Source organism: Halomonas sp. 113 (assembly GCF_904067645.1).
GTDB classification, from domain to species: domain Bacteria; phylum Pseudomonadota; class Gammaproteobacteria; order Pseudomonadales; family Halomonadaceae; genus Vreelandella; species Vreelandella titanicae.
This window is the reverse complement of the sequence record NZ_LR881453.1, coordinates 2,190,806-2,211,829: the sequence shown is the minus strand read 5'-3', so window position 1 is coordinate 2,211,829 and position 21,024 is coordinate 2,190,806. Positions and strand designations below refer to the sequence as shown.

Below are 21,024 nucleotides of genomic sequence, written 5' to 3'. Positions count from 1 at the left end.
GGCGGGGAGGCACGCCTATATCGCTGTGCTGCAAGATGCTATGCGTTAAGGCTGCAAATCATTCAGGCGTTTGCGCTTCGTCACGCATCACTTCGAGGGAAGTGATTTCAATGGTGAGCGCATCACGCGTTGCTTCTAACTCACTTACCCGATCACCGACTGCTGAAAGTTGGTTATTGGCCTCTTCTATCTGAGTATTTAGCGCTTCAAGGTCAGCTTCAACCTGACTGCGGGCATCTTCTGCCTCTTGACGAGCCTGTTGCGCGGTATCGCTGGCGGCTTCGGCCTCTTCAATCTCGGCGTTGAGCGCTTCAAGGTCTGCTTCAGCCTCGCTGCGAGCGTCTTCTGCGTCTTGACGAGACTGTTGAGCGGCATCGCGGGCGGCTTCGGCCTCTTCTTTCTCTTTTTCTACCTCGGCGTAGTTCTCATTCAGCTCTTCAAGGCTGCTCTGCCGTTCGTCGACCTGCTCATTGAGGGTCTCCACTTCTTCTTCGCGGGTTTCACGCTCGCCCCGTAAAGCCTTCAAATCTTCTTCAGCGTGGGAAATATCTGCTCGCGTCGAAGCTAGCTCGGCTTCAGCATCAGCTTGCTCAACCTCAAGGGCGCTCATTCTCTGCTGCAGTGTTGCTAAATCAAGCTCCGCGGCTTCAACCTCAGACATCTCCGCCTGAATCTGTTGATGCTCCCGCTCGGTTTCAACCAGACGCGCTTCGAGCGCATCCATACTGTCTCCCCGCGACCCAGCAATGGTGTGCGCCACCACGGCCCAGACCACCGCAATAATCGCGATGACCAAGAGCACCTTTACCCGGTTATCGCTCAACAATGCTATCGTTGATGGTTTATTTGTCCCTGTCATTGGTGCAATCCTCTCGCTTAAGCGTTATCGCTAATATAGCAGCTAACGTATCTACGTCAGCAGGCCGTCATCTGCCCCGTTGTTAATATGGAGGAAAGTTTTTGATTCGGCTAGAAACGGTCATTCAACACATTCATGTACCTGAAGCCATGGCTCCGAGGAAAATTTTTCCAATAGCAACGCCTGGCTTAGATACCCCCCCTGCCTAGATCCTTTCACCCCAGGGGTTTTAACGCGCTGCGCAACCGCTGAGTCAGGTGTTCAGGTTGGACTGCATTCAAAGAGACGGAGTCAGATTTTTGAAAATGACAAAACTGAACGATGGCTTCCACAAAAGCAGTAACGACTCTATGTTCATCAAAAGGGTGTGGCTCGAAATATAAGTTCTTGATCTCTAAGTGACTGGTTTTGCGATGGACTTTACAATCCATCCGGCCAACAAATGCATCGCGATAAAGTAGCGGCAGGCAAAAGTAACCATACTGACGCTTGGCTTCGGGCACATAACATTCCAGCTGATAGTCGTATTGAAATAGCGCCCTGAGCCGCTCCCGCTGAATGACACTGTTATCGAAGGGGGAAAGAATCAACATTCGCTCTTTCAAACGAGGAAGAGGGCGTTCGAGCGCTCCCCTTTCCAATATAAATACATCGCCACTGCTCACTTTCACTCTCTCTAAATCACCCTGCGCTAACCTTTCATTTACCAGGGCATTCACAGCTTTGCGTAACTCTGTATTGCGGCGCAGATAAGTCAGCCCTTTGAGTGAAGCAAAGCCATGGCAGCGTAATTGTTGGTCTACAAGATGCGCTGCAAACTCCTCCATGGAGGGCATCTGTAAATTTACGTTGGATGGCAATACCCGCTCGGTTAGATCATATGTCTTTTGAAAGCCGTCGCGGTCGCTGACCATCAGATCGCCTTGCATATACAGCTGTTCAAGTGCCTTTTTGGCTGGCTTCCAGTCCCACCAGCCTGCGCGTTTTATGGTGCTAGCCCCTACATCTCGAGACCGCAGCGGGCCATCTGAACGTATGCGAGCCAACAACTCTCCCATGAGCTTTTTATCAGGTGATCTAAACCAATGCGTTTGCCCGCTTTTGATAGCGTTTTTGTAGGGCAAGGAAAAGCGAAAATCGGTAATGGGTAAAAATGCAGCCGCGTGCGACCAATACTCAAAAATGTCTTTATTGATCAACAGCTGGTTCAGCATGTGTGGCTCAAACCCTGGTACTCGGGAGTGAATAACATGATGATGGGCTCGTTCCACCACAGATATGGTGTCTATCTGAACATAACCCAGGTGGTTAATCGCTTTACGGGCACCGGCTAAGCCACGTCCATAAGGCTTATTCTGCAGCAAACCTTGCGCAGCCAGAGCAAGGCGACGTAAGCGCGACAGCTCTTGTGGGCGTTTAATTTCAGTGATTGTCATACTTGCCTCGAAGCTCGTCATTAACAGTACAAGTTTGCACTTTACCCAATGGCTACACGCCTAGAAGCGGCAAGCGCTTAAGCTTGTGGTACTTCAGAGCCAACTCGATGCAATGCCTTAACGGAACCTGTTCGATATTCACACTCAGAGGGAGCACAATAGCTCTCTTACCCTCATACTCAAATTCATCAGGATATATTTCTTTGAACGTTTCAATCAAACATGTTTGGCAGTGAAAAAATACCTTAATGACGTCTGGATCTTTAGGTTTCCAGTCGATTCGAATGGTAGTGCCCCCTTTGACAAGATAACTAGCTTCTCCCCATTTAAGCACTTCTTCGACATCGCCAAGCTCATCTTCAGCAGCTACTGCCAGAATGAGTTGTCGCACGCTCTCAAGCTGCCACCGTGCGCCTTTCGGGTAGCTTTCAAACTTAGCCTGAACATCTGGATTCACGTTAAACTTACTCCAGGGTTAGCAGCGAGAGGCATAAAATTCATCTATCACACCAAACCGAAAGGCCATCGTTCCACGATAGTCTCAACATGCCGGCTCCCACCATTCTGAGTTACGTCCATAGTGTCTAATTACATCAACCTTGCTTTCAGCATGTTGAGTCACTATCAGTTAGTCAGATTTAGCTGCCAATAGCCAACGTCGTGCCATTGATCGAACTTAAACCCTACCTTTTCAAAATGGGCCACTTTTTTCATGCCCATTTTTTCGTGCAGTGCGACACTGGCTGGGTTGGGAAGCGTTATGCCGCCCATCACCGCATGTATCCCGCCCTCTTTGAGCGTGGAAAAGAGTGTTTCGTACAGTTTTACACCCAAGCCCCTACCGTGCGCCTGATTGGAAAGGTAGACGCTGACTTCAACTGAAAATCGATAGGCGCTTCTCTCTTTCCATTTGGTAGCGTAGGCATAGCCCACCACAGCATCATCTTCCACTGCCACCACCCAAGGCAAACCGGCCCCCTGAACGTTTTCAATCCGGCCTTGAATGTCTGAACCCAATACTGGCTTTTCTTCAAATGAAATAGCGGTATTTTCGATGTAGTGGTTATAAATGTGCGCTATGGCTTCCGAATCACCCTCTACGGCATCTCTGATCATGGTTTATTCCATTTATATTCTGACGGTTTAGGTTCACTGATGAAAAATCGACTTCCGCTTTCTGAATCAGCTAGGGCGCCTTTAACGCTAAGCAGGCGTTACCCGCACCGCGTTGCCAGAAACTCGCCATTGCCAACAGGTACAGTGCACGTGGTGAAATCAGGATCTGCCGATACCAGCGCCATAAAATCAGCCATTTCATCTGCATGGGAAGTGGCGTTATCCACCACAAGCAGTCCGCCCTTGCGTAAAACTCGCTGGATATTCGGCCACCAATTCACATAATCAGAGCGCTTTGAGTCTAAAAAGAGCAGGTCGAAACAGGCATCATCCAGCCTCTCTAGAAAACCACCCGCTTCCCCTCGATGCTGAGTGATGACATCAGAGAGGCCTGAGCGCTCAAAATTTCTCAAGGCCATCTCCAGCTTGAATTCGGAGAGCTCAACGGTGGTAACGTGCCCACCAATCCTCTGCACTGCCTGAGCCAGCCACAAGGTGGAGTACCCATTCGAGGTGCCAATTTCCAGCACTCGTTGGGCATCAGTTGCTTGAACAAGTACCGATAAAAACTCCCCCGTATCACGAGTGATATTGAGCATTCGTCTTGGGCGTTCAGAAATGGCAGCATCGTTTTGTTGGCCAAATTGCTCAAGTTCCGCTAGCAGTTCTTGAAGGGTTTCACTCACAGTTGTCTCCCGATACGAACACATCCAATTTACCGTCTTTTGCTTATACAGGCCGCTTAGCAAGCAGCGCCCAGACACCCGCTGAAGAGAGTAACGTTCCGCCAACCAAGTTGAAGCGACGCTGGGCACGACGCGATGCCAGCATCTTGCGCACCGACGTTGCGAATACGGCGTAAAGAGTGGCATTCAGCGTTGCCAACGCCACAAACGTGATCGCAAGTATCCACAATTGTTGCCCAGCATCGGCGTTCGGGCTGACGAATTGCGGCAAAAAGGCGACGAAGAAGATAATGCCCTTCGGGTTGAGCGCAGTAACGAGATAGGTATTGGTGAAAAGCTTCCAGCGCGAACCTGATACCGCCGGTGTTACTGGCTGCACAGAGGATATACCGGCACGCAATAGTTTGATGCCCATATAGAGCAGGTATAAACCGCCGATCCACTTGATTACGGTGAACCAAAATGCCGAGGTGGCTAACACCGCTCCCAGGCCAAGCAGTGAAAAGAGCAGCGCCGTTGAATCACCCAATGCCACCGCAGCGACAAGCGGAATATTGGCGCGCCTGCCTTGGGCAATAGAGTAGCTGACCACGGTCAAAATCGTCGGCCCAGGAATAGCAAGCAATGCCACTGACGCCAGGGCAAAGGCGAACCAGATTTCAATAGACATGGAAAGCTACCTCACAGGTTGTTAATGCTAAGTTAGCATAAGCTCAACAATGATTGGAGTGCTCTGTGAGGTGCTTATTCCGTCAATTTAAAATACTTAGTTATTTGCTTGCGCCTTTTCCAACTGCTGCGTTAAAGCTGCATCTAACAGCTCTAGCGCCTTAGCGCGATTTGTCCACCAGTCCGTTGACCAGACTCTAAACAGTGACCAGCCCAATCCTTCCAATACGCTCTGGCGTACCTTGTCCCGCTCACGGGCATAGGCTGAGCTGTGGTACATAGCGCCATCACACTCAATACCTGCCAAATAAACACCGGATTTGTCCGGGTGAACAATGCCCATATCGATACGGTAGGCAGAAACGCCGATTTGCGGATGGACTATCCAGCCTTTCTCTTGCAGGCCTCTGGCAACAGCAATCTCAAACGGCGATTCAAAGTCACCCACGGAGCCATGAACGGCAGCGCCGAGTGCTGAAGCACCGCGCTCCGCATATTCTAAAAAGTGCTTGAGATCTGCCACGGCCCGGGCCGAGGTGCGGGATAGATCGATACGCTCCGGGGTCAGAGTGGAGAACACCACCATTTCTGAGCGGGCACGAGTCATAGCCACGTTCAATCGACGCTCACCACCGTTACGGTTTAGCGGGCCGAAGTTCATGGTGACGTGACCGGCCTCGTCTGGGCCGTAGGTGATACTAAACAAGATCACGTCCCGCTCGTCGCCCTGTACCGTCTCCAGGTTTTTTACGAAGACCGGCTCCAGCTCGTCGTCGGAGAATGCCCATTCGATACTTGGGTCTTCCCCGCGGGCTTTATCGAGCAGGTCTTCAATCAAGCTCTGCTGCTCGGTATTGAAGGTCACCACCCCAATGGACTGACGGCACACCGCTTCATCTTCCGAGGTTAGCCGCCTCAAGATCTCGTCTACTATGGCCTTCGCTTCCCCTTGGTTATGGCGTGCTTTACCACGGGCATAAAACCCTTCTGGTCGCACCAGCGAAACGCCCTTGTCCGGGTGTACCGGGGCTGGAAAGGTCACAAGTGAGTTTTCATAGTAACGGCTATTGGAGAACGCAATCAGGCTCTCGCGGCGGGAGCGGTAATGCAGATTCAGTACCCGCTGGGGGATACTAGAGCCCATAAGCTCATCAAGAATACTCTCAAGATCGCCCTCACCGTCAACATCGCCATCCGGGTCATCATCAGAGCGGCCAAAGAAGTTCGTCGGCGGCATCTGTTTGGGGTCGCCCGCCACGATAACCTGTTTGCCCCGCGCCAGAGAACCGACCGCATCCCACACGGTAATCTGCGAGGCTTCATCGAAAATCACCACGTCAAACAGCGCCTGCCCTGGGGAGAGGAACTGAGCGATGGAGAGCGGTGACATCATTAAACAGGGAGCCAGGGTGGTAATCGCATCGGGAATGGTTTCCATCATCTCCCGTACCGGCTTATGGCGCATTTTTTTCTGTAGCTCATGGCGCAGCACGCCCCAGGAGGAGCTTTTCTGGATACCGTCCTGATCGGGAATCTCCCCGGACAAACTCGCCGCGATGTATTGGGCCGTCAGCGCGCTGAAGCGGGTATCCAGCTCGCGGAAATGTTGAATCGAGGCCTGATGCTCAGGCGATGAGAAGGTGCGCAAAACCTCATCTTCACCAATCACTGCTGAAGACCACCAGGCACAGTAGGCCGCTTCGAAAACATCCTCAACCTCATCCGCTGTTACGCTGCCCTGCTCAATGGCTTCTACCAGCGGGCCAAGCTGGCAATCCAACGCCTCAGAACGGCGACGCATCCAGGCACACCACTCTTTCAGCGAAATATGGTGGTCGACAATCTGCTGGCAGTGAGCACTTAACGTCTCCAAGGCAGGCACTTGAGTATCCAGACGCCCATCCAGCGTTGAGCCGATCAGCGTTTCAAACTGCATTTTAAGCGCCGTAAATGCCTCAAGCGTCGCTTTGAAGTCATTGATCACCCGACCTACGGGAGCCTCCGGCGCCAGCAGGTCGTTGGCATCATAGAGCAGCGTACGAATCTTACCCCGCAGCATCGCCAGCGACTCGGCGTCATCAGCAAGCTTGCCCACCGCTACACGGGCACGAGAACCCAATAGCTTCAAGGCGGCCATAGCATCGGGGTCAGAGTTATACGCGTCCCAGCCCCGTAGCCCTTTCAGTACGCCATCCAGGCGATCAATATGGCCGCCCGTTTCGCGCAGCTGCATCAGTACGGGGATATCGTTATCTGGGTTTGGGGTGCCCTGAGCACCGCCTGCGCGCATCTGCTTGACGACGCTGCGCTTGGCAAACCAGCTTTTCGGCCACCAGGTTTCGTTGGCCACCGCCCAGGTTGGGCCAAGCGCCGCTGCATCCAGCGTTTGCCATGCCAGCGGCGCATAGTTGCAGCTCAATTTTTGCTGGGTAGCGATATAGGTTTTAAGCTGAATGACCGCTTCTTCCAGTGCATCCAGCCGATCAGGCGCATCGGGTTCCAGAGCAAAAGAGGCTTGCTGGCGATAGGCATCCAGCAGCACTTGACCACACTCCGCCACGGCGGAAAGCTTGGCCAAATTTACCGTACCCAAGCTAATCCCCAGCGCCTTCTCCAGGGCTGCTAAATCCTGGGACATTTTGTCGGCGCTGGCTTGGAGCTGGCGGGCAACACTGACCACCTCTTCCTGCCACTGAGGCCGCCAGTCATGATGAGTGATAGCCCTTAGCGGGTGATCGACAAGATTGCCAACGGCCTTCGCCTGCACGCTCAACAACGCCGCCATTTCGCGTAAATATTCTAGCTGTTTTTCGTCGTGTATCTCACCGTTGGCCCAGCTTAGCTTTACCTTAGCGGCGAGCTCTGCATCGCGTATTTTGATACCCATCGCGTAATGCGCCGTCAGCCCATTCCGGTGGCGATGATGTAAGGCATTCACAACGCGGTTCAAACGGTCACGCAGGGTTTTCAGGCGCTCGCCCTCCGCCTTCCAGTCGCTTACCGATGTCTGGGAAGCACTATTCCAGGAAGTGCGTAACTGATCCAGCACATCGGCTTTCTTCGCTTTGTTGGAGTGCAGCTCCAGGCAGAACTGCCCAAGGCCGATTTCCCGCAGGCGACGATGTACCACTTCCAGGGCGGCAGTCTTCTCGGATACAAAAAGTACTTTTTTGCCCTTACCCAGCATATGGGCAATCAGGTTGCCGATCGTCTGGCTTTTACCGGTACCCGGCGGCCCGATGATGACAAAGTCTTTACCCCGATCGGCGGTGGCAATCGCCGACATTTGGGAAGAATCCGCAGGCAGAGGTGTCAGCAAATCTGCCGGGGTGTATTCCCGGTCAATATCCTTGGCATCCACAAAGCGAATATCGCTTTCGTAGGGCTCGCGTGGGGTGTCGAGAAGATGCTTCACCACCGGGCTCTCCTTAAGCGCCTCGGAGCGATCCATCAGGTCTTTCCACATCAGATACTTGGCGAACGAGAAGTGCCCAAGCACTACGTCTTCCACTACCTCAAACCCAGGCACTGCCTTAATAGCATGGCGTACCCGGTTCCAGATACCGACCACGTCGACGCCACTCTCATCTTCGGGTAGAGCGCCTGTGAGGCCGTTAATGTCGATGGCAAAATCTTTCTTCAATAGCTCTAGCAGCGTGGTGTTGAAGCGCGGTTCGTCATCATTGGCGACCATTTTCACGCCGCTACGTACCGACTTTCGCTCTAGCGATACCGGTAACAGAATCAGTGGGGCACGGTAACGGCGGCTGCCTTTGTCATTCGGTTTCCACAATAAAAACCCGACCGCCAGAAACAGGGTATTGGAGCCCCCTTCCTTCAGCGACGTTTGCGCTTTGCGGTAAATTTCCACTGAGCGCTTTTCTAGCTCTTCTTGAGTGAGTTCTACCAGCACCTGCTTCTTGGCCAACGCATCGCGGGAATATACATCCTTCAGATCTTCACCCGTTCGCTGGCGATGAATATCCTCATCCTGATCTTGCCCCTGAAGTCGGGGGAAAGGCGCAATAGAAATACGCGCCCCAGTGGCCAATAAATCTTCCAATGCGCTGGGGTCACCGCATACCAACGGCAGGCTACTTTTACTCGGTTTCTGGTTAAGCAACGGGTTACGCGCAGATAGATCCAGCAGCTTACGTTGCCAGCGCTCCAAACGGCCACCCGGTGAGTCTTCAAACACCTCCTGTTCCATATGCACGGTTGCTGCTGGCAACTCGGGGGCGTCTTCCAAAAGCGGCTCGAAAGTGTCAGCTACATTGCTGGCTGCAAAAACGTTTTCTGACTGAGATTTCAGGCTAATGGGGTTGATGCGATGGGCCCGTGCCCGGCGAATATCCACCGCTGCGATAAACTCGTGATCCTTGGCCAACGACACTTGCTTATTGCCCGCCTCAACCGCTTTGGAAAAAGGCGGCGCAGGATGCTGGGTGGTGTAGGTAGTCTCGATCAGAATGAGTTCTTGCAGTGGAATACGCTGGCGAAGGGTTTCTGCCTCATCGACCACCACACTGGCAAGATCCTCTTTTTCCAGCCACAGCCCTACTAGCGCATGTCCTTTAGTAAGCACCACCAGTGGGTTCAACTGGGCCTGCTCCAGCGCTGCTGCGAATAGCAAGGTGGTATCTAGACAGGTCGCCACCCTGGCGCTTTCAATATGGTTGGGGAGGCGAACTTTCTGGCCATTACTCTCAAAGCTGGCGGGCGGCAGCGCGTAGCCTAGCTGCATTTTGACAATGGCGGTGTAAATGGCCGAGGCCATTAGCCATACCTGCTCGCGGCTGTTGGCCTCATAGCCATTAATCTGGTCGGGCTTGCCCGCCTTGCGCAGAATCTGACTGGCATGGCCCAGCAACCGATCCACCGTCGGGTCGTTGGGCGTACAAAACGCCGCCAAAAGCTCTGGCATATAGCCAGCCCCGCCCCACTCATTACAGGCCAACAACTCCACCGGAACTGCGTGCTCAGCCAAAATTTCATCACCCTGGCGAACGCTAAGCGTCACCGAGCCACGCATGGATTCCGTTAACCCCAACAGGAAACCACCGTCTAACTCAAGATCCCGATCTTTTAAAGAGAGCAGCCCACCCGCTGCCAACCGATCCACCGTCCAGGTCTTCTGCTTCACAAACCCAGGAGACGCCGCCAACGTCAAGGTAAGATCAGAGAGTGCCTGCTCTTCATTCAGGTTCTCGATCTGAAGCTCCCGCAGTATCGCAAACGCACTTTGATGGCAGGCAAAGTTGATCTTTTCCACTAGCGTTGCGTGGATCTTGATGATGGGTGATTTCTGGTTAGGCATGGGCTCTCTTATTTAAGATTAAAGCCAGTGGTCGCTCAGGCGTGGTCTATTGGGCCAACTACGGGTGAGGTGATGGGTAGCCGGCAATAAACCGACTATTACCGATTTAGTGGTCAGCTAGGTCATTAATGGCTAGCCGCTTGCCCATAATACAGAGACTGTACTCCCTACCATCCATCTCGGCTATATCAGGAAGGCGCCCCCACTCATGGTAACCAAGAGCCTTTAGCAGCCGAATACTCGGGGTATTATGCGCAAAGACGTAACCGACCAGAGTACGTAAACCCAGTTTTGGTGCCATATTCTCGGCAGCCAATAAAAGCCTTTTGCCTAGCAGCTTACCCTGATGCTCTGGGGCGATATAGATGCTCAGCTCAGCCGTATGCCGATACGCGGGTCTGCCATAGAAACTCTCAAGACTTACCCATGCAACGACCTCTTCGTCCTGTTCATACACCAGTAGCGGACGGCTCTCAGGTTGATGTTGCCGAAACCACTCAAGGCGCGATTCAACGCTAACCGGCTCTGTATCCGCCGTAGAGGATCTTGTTGGGATAGCTGCATTGTAGATATTCACAATTCTGGGCAGATCTAGCTCTTCCGCATGCCTAAGCTCCATTGAAGCCTCCATAAATGGATACGGGAAACACAGATTCAAGTAACACAGTGCTCGCTCTTATCTAGACATCGGCTGAGAAAGCAGAAGTAAATAAAATTTGATTATAGGTAAGGCACTGCTTTTGAACCGTTAATGCTAAGTTAGCATAAGACTCATGATGATTGGAGTATTCTGCTAAGGGCTCAGCGGCTCTATCTATCACGCTTGCTTTTAACCATCACCATATGCCCAGTTGAACGACGATCCAGCGCTCCGGCGCCAGGAAACCGGCCCAGCGCGCGCCCTGGCATACATTGCGGCTTGGACAACGCCTTACCGAAACATGGGTGGAATGGGTCGAGGAAGTCCGGCTCCCGAATGCCACACGTCAACTTCGTTTCGGCACTTTCAGGCAGCGCCATCAGGTCAACCCCCGCGACTGGCGCAAGACCTTCGGCGACAATGCCTGACTATCCTGCTAAATGTCCCCTGACAAAACGTCATCCTGCTATAGAAGTAAGTGGTTTTCCGCGCTATTGATAACACTGGCACAATAAGACCGTCAGAATCGACGTTGCGTATCACTTATCAAAGCAAAGGAGTTGCAAATGAAGCACCATGAAAAACTTGGACAAGTTGGGCGCAAAAGCTTTTCCCTGCTGGCTCGGCTCGGCCGCTACGAACTGGCGATGCTGCTATGCGTCGCGGTACTTTCCGGTGGGATTTGGGGGTTCATCGCGCTGGCCGACGAAGTTATCGAGGGGGACACCCGTAGCATCGATGAGAGCCTACTGCTCGCCCTTCGCAACCCCGCAGATATTAGCGACCCGATCGGGCCGGGCTGGGTTGAGGAAATGGGCCGGGACTTCACCGCACTGGGCGGTGTCGGCGTGCTAGTACTCATCACATTGGGCGCCCTAGGCTACCTGTTACTTGCCAGACACTATCGCGCGGCCCTCTTCGCCTCAATCGCGGTGCCCGGCGGCATACTACTAAGCACTGTGATGAAGATGGGCTTCGATCGCCCTCGCCCGGATCTCGTGCCTCATGAAGCCATGGTCTACACCGCGAGCTTTCCCAGCGGCCACTCAATGATGTCTGCCGTGACCTACCTCACCCTGGCCGCGCTACTTATTCGCGTACAGCCCGCGCTGAGGCTGAAGGCTTACCTTCTGATACTGGCGATATTACTGACCCTACTAGTGGGCATAAGCCGCGTTTACCTTGGGGTTCATTGGCCGACCGATGTACTTGCCGGTTGGACAGCCGGGGCTAGCTGGGCAGCACTGTGCTGGATCGTGATGCACTGGCTTCAGCGGCGTGGGCAGGTAGAGCCGGAAGAGAGCAGTTCGGGCACAGAATAACTTGGCTCTAGCAGAGCTGAGCAACACAGTGTATGTTGCCCAGCCACCTGGACAATTAACAGGAGCTGATTACATTCACACCAGTCTGCCATTCCGGGTCACTACTCTCGGAATCTAAGTATATGGCTCAGCCTTTTGGAGCGCTCTGGAAGGCAAATAGTCGCTTAGCAAGCAGGCGTATCATATCCCACGATTCAGTTATCAACCAGGAGCGGACTTTTAGAAATTCCGGATGTAAAGTGTAAAGCGAGCGCGTTCAACCACTTTACTACTTTAAAAGATCAGTTTTGTTTTTCTGGATATATAGCTGGGTGAATGACATCCGCGTAGAGATAAAGTAGTGCAGCAAGAAACAGCTGTATCTGGTTTGAAGAGTCCACTCCTTTACAGTAGAGAGCTGTAGCGCGTTCGAAATTGATAGCAAGATTTTCTTTGAGATTAGGAGATTCTAACGCCTCCAGGCATTCCGAAATTCGTTCCTGAATTAGAGCTAGATCTCCGGCTGATCGCCCTTGATTGTCTTTGGGAAGATACATTGGCGAACGTGGTTCTCTATCGTATGTGCAAAGCAGGTCGTCCATCAGCGCCAATCCATCAACGTAGTTGTGAAAATCACTAGGGTTCTTCAGCTGTGAAAAATAGTGCAAGGGAAGAGAGATAAATTCCATCGTTAGGGACTCCACTTTAAAAGCTCAATTACGGCGTCGGCTTTGCTCCCAAAGTAGCCGCATGGCTCTCGGAGTTTATCGAAATGGTGGGTATAATTGTCGTTGAACAGCAGTTCGTACTCAGTCTCGTTCAGATCTGGGATCAAGAATTCGCTTGAACCCTTTAGTCCCGAACCAGCTACGGTTACTCCAGCTCTCCCAGCAGTACTCACATCGAAATTCACTCGATAGACTACTGGGTAGAAAAACTCAAGTATTACCCGATCAGCGACTCTTCTTAGATCGTTGGCGATCCGGGGTAAAACTGTTCCGTCTTTTTCCTTTGCCAAAACACCTTTCCTAACAGCTAGCCGGTGTTGGAGAAAAAACTTGTCATGTTCATCGCGATCCTGCCATGGTTGGTAGAGATCCATGTAGATCAGCAGCGGATTAGACGACTTGGGATTACTCTTTCCGTAAGGGTAAAAACTCTCGGCGACATATACATAGTGCTTGCCTTCATATAAGTGCCGATTAATTGAAAGGGTTAGAAATGTAGTCGCCGAATAGTAAGTCTTTTTCATGAATCATCTCCTTTTGTGCTGTCTAATCCAGTACAACTTCAACTACTTATGATTATATTATCAATCAGAAATTGTTGTCACATATCGCCTTAAATGTGTAAGCGCCTTCAATAAGGTTATAATCAGCCACATTAGCCTTTAATATACTTAAATCATATATAGCCAAACCAAACAATATCGTTCATCGGAAAAGTTGCATTACATGCACAACACCTTTTCCAACCTAACAACTTTGAGTCACCAGCTACCCCACCCGCCCCACAAGCGTAGGTTAATTTTCTTCAATCTGCCATGAGCGAAAAATGATTTAATGCTGATGTAACACCGCACTTTAGATGAAACAAACCTATCTCAGAATTATAATTTCCCACTCAGACAAACACTTACACCCAAAGCATAAGACTAGGCAGTGTCTACAAAACTTGGGGAGATCCATTAAGCACTACGAAAACAGGATGTTCAGTCAATTTTTATTATTATTTTTGACTATGCTGCTCATTATTTCATCTAATACCGTTCTGACATGGAGAGAGTCATTCCAGTGCACAAGATTAACCTTCCACATCATGCCGGCATTTTCATTTTGACTTTTAGAGATTGCACAGTGTTCGCTCGCCTCTTAGTTGTTTCTAAAGCTCTATATCGAACCGTTCCAATCGAAATTTTTCGAAACTTCCGCTCTGGGTCGAGCCCCGACTGTAAATTAACTTTAGCACATGACGAGCATGAATTGAGCCATTCTTTGACCTCCACCTGATGGAGGAACATGCCATGAACGTTTTGACTGGAGTGTCTCCTGTACACCTACACCTTGGAATAAAGGCAGGTTAGTTGGGCAGAAGGCGCCTCTGCGTCTTCAAGATATCTGGGCCATACGTGTTCGCCTACAGCTTGCCAAAAAGACGAGAGACCTCGCCCTCTTCAATTTAGCCATCGATAACAAATTACTAGGCTGCGACCTCGTCAATTTACGAATACGGGATATAGCTCATGGTGAGTGCATATCCCCAAGAGCCATTGTGATGCAGCAAAAGACACATAGGCCCGTCCAGTTCGAAATTACCGAGCAGACTCGTATCGCTATTATCGACTGGATACAGCTGGCTCAGCTCCGGAGTGAGGATTTCTTGTTTCCCAGCCGAATCAATCGCGCAAAGCATCTTTCAACGCGCCAATATGCCCGTATTGTGAAAGCCTGGATCACCGAAATACGTCTAGATGCGTCAATGTATGGCACGCACAGGATGCTCCGTACAAAAGCTTCGCTGATATACCGTCGCACGAAAACCTGAGGGCAGTGCAACTACTCCTGGGTCACACGAAGCTGGAAAGCACCGTCAGGTATCTAGGGATAGAGGTAGATGACGCGTTGGAAATGGCAGAACAGACAGAAGTTTGATGAGGATAAACGACGGCCTATTTCGGGCCGTCGTTGTCCGGCCAGGATCGGACGTTTAGGATGTGTTGGTATAACGCTGGAGATGATCCGCCCCACTGACAGGCAACGACCGCCGACAGGGGCCGTGCCGGTTGGTTTATTAGACGTAGCTCGACTTCTGCGATAGATAGTAGACGGATGCTTTTCTTGAAACTCAATCCGGGACGTCACCGTTAGCCAGGCCATTAGTTACCTAGTCGCAGGGCCACATGCTGTAGCAACATAATGGTTTTCCCATCGACAATTATCCCTTCCTGAATCAACTGCAAAGCCTTTGCTAAAGGCAACTCCAGTACTTCTATGTCCTCCCCCTCTTCTTTCAGACCACCTCCTTTGCCTATTCTTAATTCCGCATCGTAATTTGCAATGAAGAAGTAGAGCTTTTCAGTGACCGATCCAGGGCTCATAAAAGCTTCAAAAACCTTTTCAACATGCTGAATACGATAGCCAGTTTCCTCCTCCACCTCGGCACGTATACGTTCCTCGGGCGAAGCATCATCAAGCAAACCTGCAGCGGCCTCAATCAACATGCCATCATGGCCATTGACGAATGCGGGGAAACGGAACTGACGCGTCAGCACGACAGTGTGTCGTTCGCGGTTGAATAGCAAAATGGTAGCACCATTGCCGCGATCATAGGTTTCACGGCTCTGCCGCTGCCATACGTTGTCATGGCGAAGATAGTCGAAGGTCGTTTTCTTCAACACGTACCAATCATCGGACAACACTTTAGTTTCGATGATTCTGACCCGGTTCTCGGTCGCATTCATTTCCTTTCTCTTTGGCATTATGATGAAATTCAGCTTAGTATGCATTATCGTGCATTATCAAGCTATTTCGTGCATAACGAGGTACGTATGCTGACACGTCAGAGGAAAAGCGAAATCTTGGCCCAGCTCCAACGCGATGGCCAAGTCATTTCCAAGGCATTGAGCGAAACATTTGGCGTCTCGGAGGATACGATTAGACGTGATCTGCGGGAGCTCTCTAGCGAAGGGCTTTTACAGCGTGTCCATGGCGGCGCACTACCCGCCTCGCCTGCAGTAGCCAGCTTCGCTCACCGACAGTCGATCGAGTCGGTGACCAAACGCGCCGTCGCCGGAGTCGCAGCCAAGATGGTGACCCATGGTCAAGTAGTGATACTAGACGGCGGTACTACAGCAGTAGAAATGGCACGACAACTACCTAAAGAGCTAGTAGCTACAGTCGTTACCCATAGCCCCAGCATTGCTGTTGAGCTGGTTGGTCACCCTAAAATTGAGGTCATTCTTATTGGCGGGAAGCTTTTCAAGCACTCTATCGTTACCGTGGGCACGGCGGCGATAGAAGCGCTCTCCCACATTCGTGCTGATGTCTACTTTATGGGCGTGACCGGCGTGCACGCTTCTGCCGGTTTGAGCACAGGAGATCTTGAAGAGGCTTATATGAAGCGCGCGCTCGCGGCTCATGCTGCCGAGACGGTGGTACTCGCATCATCGGATAAACTTAACGCCGCATCACAGTACATGATCGGTGACCTCTCCCTCGCTAGTACAATTATTGTTGAGAAAAGTACCGATGTTTCATTGACGAATCCACTTGCCGCAGCTGGTGTTACGATTATTAGCGCTTAATCAATGACAAGTGTAATGAAAAGTGAACCAGTAAGGCTGTATAGATGACTGCTTTGGGTCGACCTGTGCTATGTAGTGTGCTCAGCACCAGGCATGGTCTGAGCCATTCTTTCCTCTCCACCCCTGGAGAGCCACACCATGAACGCCTCACAGTTTTAGTCGTCTGGGTATAAGAGCATGAAGCTACGGCAGGCCATAGCTTCATGTCCCAGCTAGAAGCTCTCCCGGTCACGGATACTGGCCATCGGCGTCGTTGGTCGGATGCTTAGGTGTTCCAGAAGCTGTCAGCGGTTTGAAACGGTCAAACTGAACCCAAAGGGTCATTCCGCCGGTTGCCACCAAGATGGCAGCGAGCGGCAGTCCGGCGGGATTCAACACCACATGAAACGCCACAATCACCGCTATCACAGGCGCAAGCAATGCCAACCCTAGTGCAGGCGCTCGATTGCTCAGCAACAACGAAGCGCCAATCAGTTCGATAACTTTCATCAAGGGCCAGAAAAATCCAACCTCTTTGAGAGCGGCTTCAAAAGCCAGACCATCTACTGATGTTGGTGGGTGGATGAGGTGCGATCCAGTGAATATGTACCAAAACCCATCAATTGCGCCGATCAGGAAGATGCCTCCAAGCACCAGTCTTGGGCCAGTATCAACAAATAGAGTCTTTGCGTTTGGTAGCGAGAGCGCCATCGTGAATTCCTTTCAGCTGTATATTGATCTTTGACCGATACGGGGCCATTATGCTGGGAATTCCGTGTCATAAAAGCAAATAGTATTCATTTAGCATGAATGAAATTCAGATTAGAAACCTGAACCTGAACCTGCTTTTGGTCTTCCGTGTGTTGATGGATGAGGGCAGTGTCAATCGTGCCGCAGAACAACTCGGCCGTACGCCTTCGGCAGTCAGCCATGCTTTAGGTCGGTTGCGCGACCAGCTTGGTGATCCGCTTTTGGTTCGTGTTGGTGGAATTATGCAGCCGAGTCCAAGGGCTCTCGCACTTTACCAAGAGATACAGCCGATCCTCGCCCGGATTGAACGCGCCGTGCAGCCGCCAGCAGAATTTAATCCCTCGAAAAGCACACGTATTTTCAAAATAGCCGGCCCCGGCTTGGACATTGTGGCCACAGAAGTTGTCAGAAGGATGCACAGAGAAGCACCAAACTCCGGCCTTGCATGGCAGCCCTTGTCAAAGGAGACCATGGGTCAGATCGTCAGTGGCGAAATAGACATTGCTTTTGGGAACGCAAACTTCCCTCTCCCGGCAGGATTGAAGGCTAAGGCTCTCCCCCCATTAAAACGCTATGTCTTCGCTCGTCATGGACACCCAGCTTCAAATGACTGGACAACGGAAAGTTGGATGAGTTGGCCTCATGTCGTTGTGCGCGCTCCAGGTGCAACACATGGAACCGTAGAAGAGCGGTTCGACAGCTTAGGTCTGAAACGCCGGATTGGGTTACACGCTGCCAGTTGGTCAGGCATTGGTGCGGTCTTGAACAATACCGACATGCTGGGTAATTTTGTCGCGCTGTGTCTACTGGGAGGCGCTCCGGGTGAAGATATTCAGGTATTTGAGCCTCCCGAACCCTTGCCTGACGTGTCTTTTCGGGTGATGTGGAAATCAGAACTTGATGGTGACCCCGCCACCCGGTGGCTATGCAATATTGTTTTGGCGACATTCGATGCGCTAATCGATGAGGCTGACCGACGCCTCGCAGCATCTAACATCATCAAGCCACGCTAAAGCACCTGTTAGGGTTCTGTTGCAAAATTTACGGGCGACGAGTAGTGGGGTTGGTGACCTCGTCAATTTATGAGTTCGGGTTTATAGCCCATGGCGCGTGCATATTTCCACGAGCCATTGTGATGCAGCAAAAGACACATAGACCTGTCCAGTTCAAAATTACCGAGCAAATTCGCATCGCTATTATCGACTGGATACAGCTTACTCAGCTCCGGAGCGAAGATTTCTTGTTTCCCAGCCGGATCAATAGCACAAAGCATCTTTCAACGCGCCAATATGCCCGTATTGTGAAAGCATAGGTCACTGAAATAGGTCTAGATGCGTCAATGTATGGCACGCACACGGTGCGTCGTACAAAAGCTTCGCTGAGATACCGTCGCGCGGAAAAGATTGAGGGCAGTGCAACTGTTCCTGGATTCGCGCATTAGAGTTATAAACTGATAATCATCCATAGTAATTTTCCTCATTCACTACAATAGTCTATGGAGGTCAGGCCACCATTGCCAAGCACTTTCCAAAACTTTGGCTCCGCCTGTTTTCTTTGATGCAACTCGATCATGAAAGTCTTCCATATTTTTTTCGAGACCCATACCTTTCAAAATCTTTTATTCAATCGAGTCATTTTTCTAACATGTCAATAAAATCAAACCAATCGCCGTTCTTAAAAATATAATTTTCCTTCTCCCCAACTTCAGAAGCACCTAGGGTAAGCATATAATTCACTTGACACAAGCCGTAACAATCATCTATAAACTTCATATAAATAAAGCACTTATCGATTATTTTTTTAGAATAGATTGTTACCAATACAGCTACAACACTACTACCTGTAATGATGTAAAACAATAATAAAAAAATTAAAACATTCCCAATCTCAACCTCGCAAAATGATATTAATCATTACTAGGATTGACGATAATTAATTGGACTACCACCCGCGTTAGCAACTCTACCAATATAAGCTAACACTCTTTAATCGGCCAAGAGCGGGTGTTTAGTGATTCAAAGTGTAAAAGAAACCTTCGTATTCTCTGCAGAATGCTGAAAACTGGCAGTCATACTAAGATTAATTTTCTGCGGCGCATATACGCTAAACATTGTCGAACAGACACTAGAAGTAGACTAGCTAACCCGGCGCAGCAGGAGCTCAATAGTCTTAGCCAAGTGCACCCCGACGTCCATGCCGAACGCTTAGACAGCAATGTCAGGGCGGCGCTTTTCAGCTGTGAGAGAGGCTTAGATAGTTGCTTAAAACCATATGCTCTCGGACTTGACAGTCGGAGCAATTCAGTGCGCGCACATCCAAAAAAAACAGTTGACAAGCTCAGACAACCAATACTAACTTGAATCTGTAATTATAATCTGCCTTCCAATATACCGGAATATATCAAAATCTAATATAACGAAATATTCCAACAAGGAGACTCATAATCATGTTCAAACCCCTAACCCAACTCGGTACCGCTGCGTTCGCCTGTTGCGTATTTGCCAGCGCAGCTCAGGCCGATAAACTTCAGGATGTTCTCGACCGCGGATATCTAATTGCGGGAACCGGAAGCACCAATTCGCCCTGGCATTTCATGGATGCCAATAATGATCTCGTGGGATTCGACGTCGACATGCTTCGGCTGATCGCCAAAGGCTTGTTCGATGATTCCGAGGCGATCGAATTCGTCAACCAATCTGGCGATGCGCGAATCCCAAACCTCGCGACCGACAAGGTTGATGTGGCCTGCCAATTCATGACAGTGACAGCCGGCCGCGCGCAGCAAGTTGAGTTCACGATCCCCTATTATCGTGAAGGCGTGGGCCTGATGCTGATGGCAGACGGCGAATATGCCGATTACGATGCGCTGAAGGCGGGTGGTAGTGACATCACAGTATCGGTACTGCAGAACGTTTATGCTGAGGAAATGGTGCATGCCGCCCTGCCCGAGGCTACGGTCGACCAGTACGATAGCGTCGATCTGATGTACCAAGCGCTGAATTCGGGGCGCGCTGATGCAGCAGCGACTGACCAGTCATCATTGAGATGGTACATGACACAGAATCCGGATCGCTTTTCCGACGCTGGATACGGCTGGAATCCCCAAAGCTATAGCTGCGCGGTCAAGCCCGGCGAGCAACGCTGGCTGAACTTCGTGAATTCGGTTCTGCACGAAGCGATGACAGGTGTTGAATTCAACACCTATGCGGCTTCCTTTGAAGAGTGGTTCGGCGTGCAGCTCGACCCGCCCCAGATCGGTTTTCCGATCGAGTATAAATAACACAAGACATCCTGGGGCGATTTATGGACTACGATTTCAATTTTGCAGCGGTGTGGCGAGACTTTGACATCTTGCTCTCCGGCTTGGGACTGGGGTTGGTATTAGCCGTGATATCCATCGCGATCGGTTGTCTGATCGGGCTGTGTTTAGCCTTTGCGATGCTATCGAAAAAAAGGCTCATCCGGTGGGCTGCAACAGTCTATGTCTCGGTATTTCGAAACACGCCGATCCTAGTGTTAATCCTCTTTACCTTCTTCGCCCTGCCTGAGTTCGGTATTAACCTTGGCAAAATTGAAAGCTTCATCGTCACGCTTTCGGTCTACTCAGGTGCTTACTTAACCGAGGTCTTTCGTTCTGGCCTCGTCTCGTTGCCCCCAGGGCTTCGAGAGGCCGGGCTGACAGTCGGATTGACCGAGTTCCGAACCAAGATTTTAATCACAATTCCGGTCATGTTCCGTCGCGTTCTGCCTGCGCTCGGCAATAACTTCATTTCTCTGTTCAAGGATACCTCGCTCGCTGCGGTCATTGCCGTTCCTGAGCTTACTTTCTACGCCCGCAAGATCAACGTGGAGACTTTCCGTGTCATCGAGACTTGGCTGGTCGCAAGCCTTATGTACGTTATCGCCTGCTCAATCATTGCCGCAATTCTGCGGCGTACCGAAAACCGTCTGGCGATCCCGAAATAGGT

At 51.0% G+C, this 21,024-nt stretch carries 17 protein-coding genes; 5 read left to right on the top strand and 12 right to left on the bottom strand.

The features are described from left to right. Positions 1-58 precede the first annotated feature (58 nt). From YERSI8AC_RS10325 to YERSI8AC_RS10290, 8 genes are all read right to left on the bottom strand, one after another. Positions 59-859, bottom strand: a complete 801-nt coding sequence (locus YERSI8AC_RS10325) for a hypothetical protein (RefSeq protein ID WP_138800268.1) — start codon at positions 857-859, stop codon at positions 59-61. 215 nt (positions 860-1,074) lie between these two features. Then, positions 1,075-2,295, bottom strand: a complete 1,221-nt coding sequence (locus tag YERSI8AC_RS10320) for a winged helix-turn-helix domain-containing protein (RefSeq protein WP_236557284.1) — start codon at positions 2,293-2,295, stop codon at positions 1,075-1,077. A 52-nt stretch (positions 2,296-2,347) separates the two neighbouring features. Continuing rightward, positions 2,348-2,752: a DUF1801 domain-containing protein gene (locus YERSI8AC_RS10315; RefSeq protein WP_159176699.1), complete on the bottom strand. Its 405-nt coding sequence runs from the start codon at positions 2,750-2,752 to the stop codon at positions 2,348-2,350. A 167-nt stretch (positions 2,753-2,919) separates the two neighbouring features. Then, entirely contained in the window at positions 2,920-3,411 is a 492-nt protein-coding gene (locus YERSI8AC_RS10310) for an arsinothricin resistance N-acetyltransferase ArsN1 family B (RefSeq protein ID WP_138800265.1), read from the bottom strand. A 98-nt stretch (positions 3,412-3,509) separates the two neighbouring features. Beyond that, positions 3,510-4,097, bottom strand: coding sequence for an O-methyltransferase (locus YERSI8AC_RS10305; RefSeq protein WP_201304209.1), 588 nt, complete (start codon positions 4,095-4,097; stop codon positions 3,510-3,512). Positions 4,098-4,140: 43 nt separating this feature from the next. Then, positions 4,141-4,767, bottom strand: coding sequence for a LysE family translocator (locus YERSI8AC_RS10300; RefSeq protein ID WP_027959191.1), 627 nt, complete (start codon positions 4,765-4,767; stop codon positions 4,141-4,143). A gap of 96 nt (positions 4,768-4,863) precedes the next feature. After that, positions 4,864-10,083, bottom strand: coding sequence for a DUF4011 domain-containing protein (locus tag YERSI8AC_RS10295; RefSeq protein ID WP_159176697.1), 5,220 nt, complete (start codon positions 10,081-10,083; stop codon positions 4,864-4,866). 106 nt (positions 10,084-10,189) lie between these two features. Continuing rightward, positions 10,190-10,702 carry a GNAT family N-acetyltransferase gene (locus YERSI8AC_RS10290; RefSeq protein ID WP_201304208.1) on the bottom strand — a complete coding sequence of 171 codons (513 nt, stop codon included), beginning with the start codon at positions 10,700-10,702 and terminating at the stop codon, positions 10,190-10,192. Between the two features lie 587 nt (positions 10,703-11,289). Between YERSI8AC_RS10290 and YERSI8AC_RS10285 the strand changes: the two genes are divergently transcribed. Beyond that, positions 11,290-12,045: a phosphatase PAP2 family protein gene (locus tag YERSI8AC_RS10285; RefSeq protein WP_159176695.1), complete on the top strand. Its 756-nt coding sequence runs from the start codon at positions 11,290-11,292 to the stop codon at positions 12,043-12,045. Between the two features lie 281 nt (positions 12,046-12,326). On the opposite strand, the gene YERSI8AC_RS10280 is transcribed toward YERSI8AC_RS10285, so the two are convergent. The 3 genes from YERSI8AC_RS10280 to YERSI8AC_RS10270 form a co-directional block, all read right to left on the bottom strand. Next, a complete protein-coding gene (locus YERSI8AC_RS10280; protein WP_159176694.1) occupies positions 12,327-12,713 on the bottom strand; it encodes a hypothetical protein in 387 nt (128 codons plus the stop codon). A gap of 2 nt (positions 12,714-12,715) precedes the next feature. After that, positions 12,716-13,276, bottom strand: a complete 561-nt coding sequence (locus tag YERSI8AC_RS10275) for a hypothetical protein (RefSeq protein WP_159176693.1) — start codon at positions 13,274-13,276, stop codon at positions 12,716-12,718. A gap of 1,623 nt (positions 13,277-14,899) precedes the next feature. Continuing rightward, on the bottom strand, positions 14,900-15,484 hold the full coding sequence (locus YERSI8AC_RS10270) for an NUDIX domain-containing protein (protein ID WP_027959186.1): 585 nt from the start codon (positions 15,482-15,484) through the stop codon (positions 14,900-14,902). Positions 15,485-15,571: 87 nt separating this feature from the next. On the opposite strand from YERSI8AC_RS10270, the gene YERSI8AC_RS10265 reads away from it, so the two are divergent. Beyond that, positions 15,572-16,327 carry a DeoR/GlpR family DNA-binding transcription regulator gene (locus YERSI8AC_RS10265; protein ID WP_159176692.1) on the top strand — a complete coding sequence of 252 codons (756 nt, stop codon included), beginning with the start codon at positions 15,572-15,574 and terminating at the stop codon, positions 16,325-16,327. 228 nt (positions 16,328-16,555) lie between these two features. On the opposite strand, the gene YERSI8AC_RS10260 is transcribed toward YERSI8AC_RS10265, so the two are convergent. After that, positions 16,556-17,017 (bottom strand): hypothetical protein, encoded by a 462-nt coding sequence (locus tag YERSI8AC_RS10260; RefSeq protein WP_159176691.1) that lies wholly within the window; start codon positions 17,015-17,017, stop codon positions 16,556-16,558. A 95-nt stretch (positions 17,018-17,112) separates the two neighbouring features. Between YERSI8AC_RS10260 and YERSI8AC_RS10255 the strand changes: the two genes are divergently transcribed. The 3 genes from YERSI8AC_RS10255 (at position 17,113) to YERSI8AC_RS10245 (ending at position 21,022) form a co-directional block, all read left to right on the top strand. Further along, positions 17,113-18,069 (top strand): LysR family transcriptional regulator, encoded by a 957-nt coding sequence (locus tag YERSI8AC_RS10255; RefSeq protein WP_159176690.1) that lies wholly within the window; start codon positions 17,113-17,115, stop codon positions 18,067-18,069. 1,433 nt (positions 18,070-19,502) lie between these two features. Next, complete coding sequence (locus YERSI8AC_RS10250; RefSeq protein WP_035537439.1) at positions 19,503-20,336, top strand: transporter substrate-binding domain-containing protein; 834 nt, start codon at positions 19,503-19,505, stop codon at positions 20,334-20,336. Between the two features lie 23 nt (positions 20,337-20,359). Further along, entirely contained in the window at positions 20,360-21,022 is a 663-nt protein-coding gene (locus YERSI8AC_RS10245) for an amino acid ABC transporter permease (RefSeq protein WP_027959182.1), read from the top strand. Positions 21,023-21,024 lie beyond the last annotated feature (2 nt).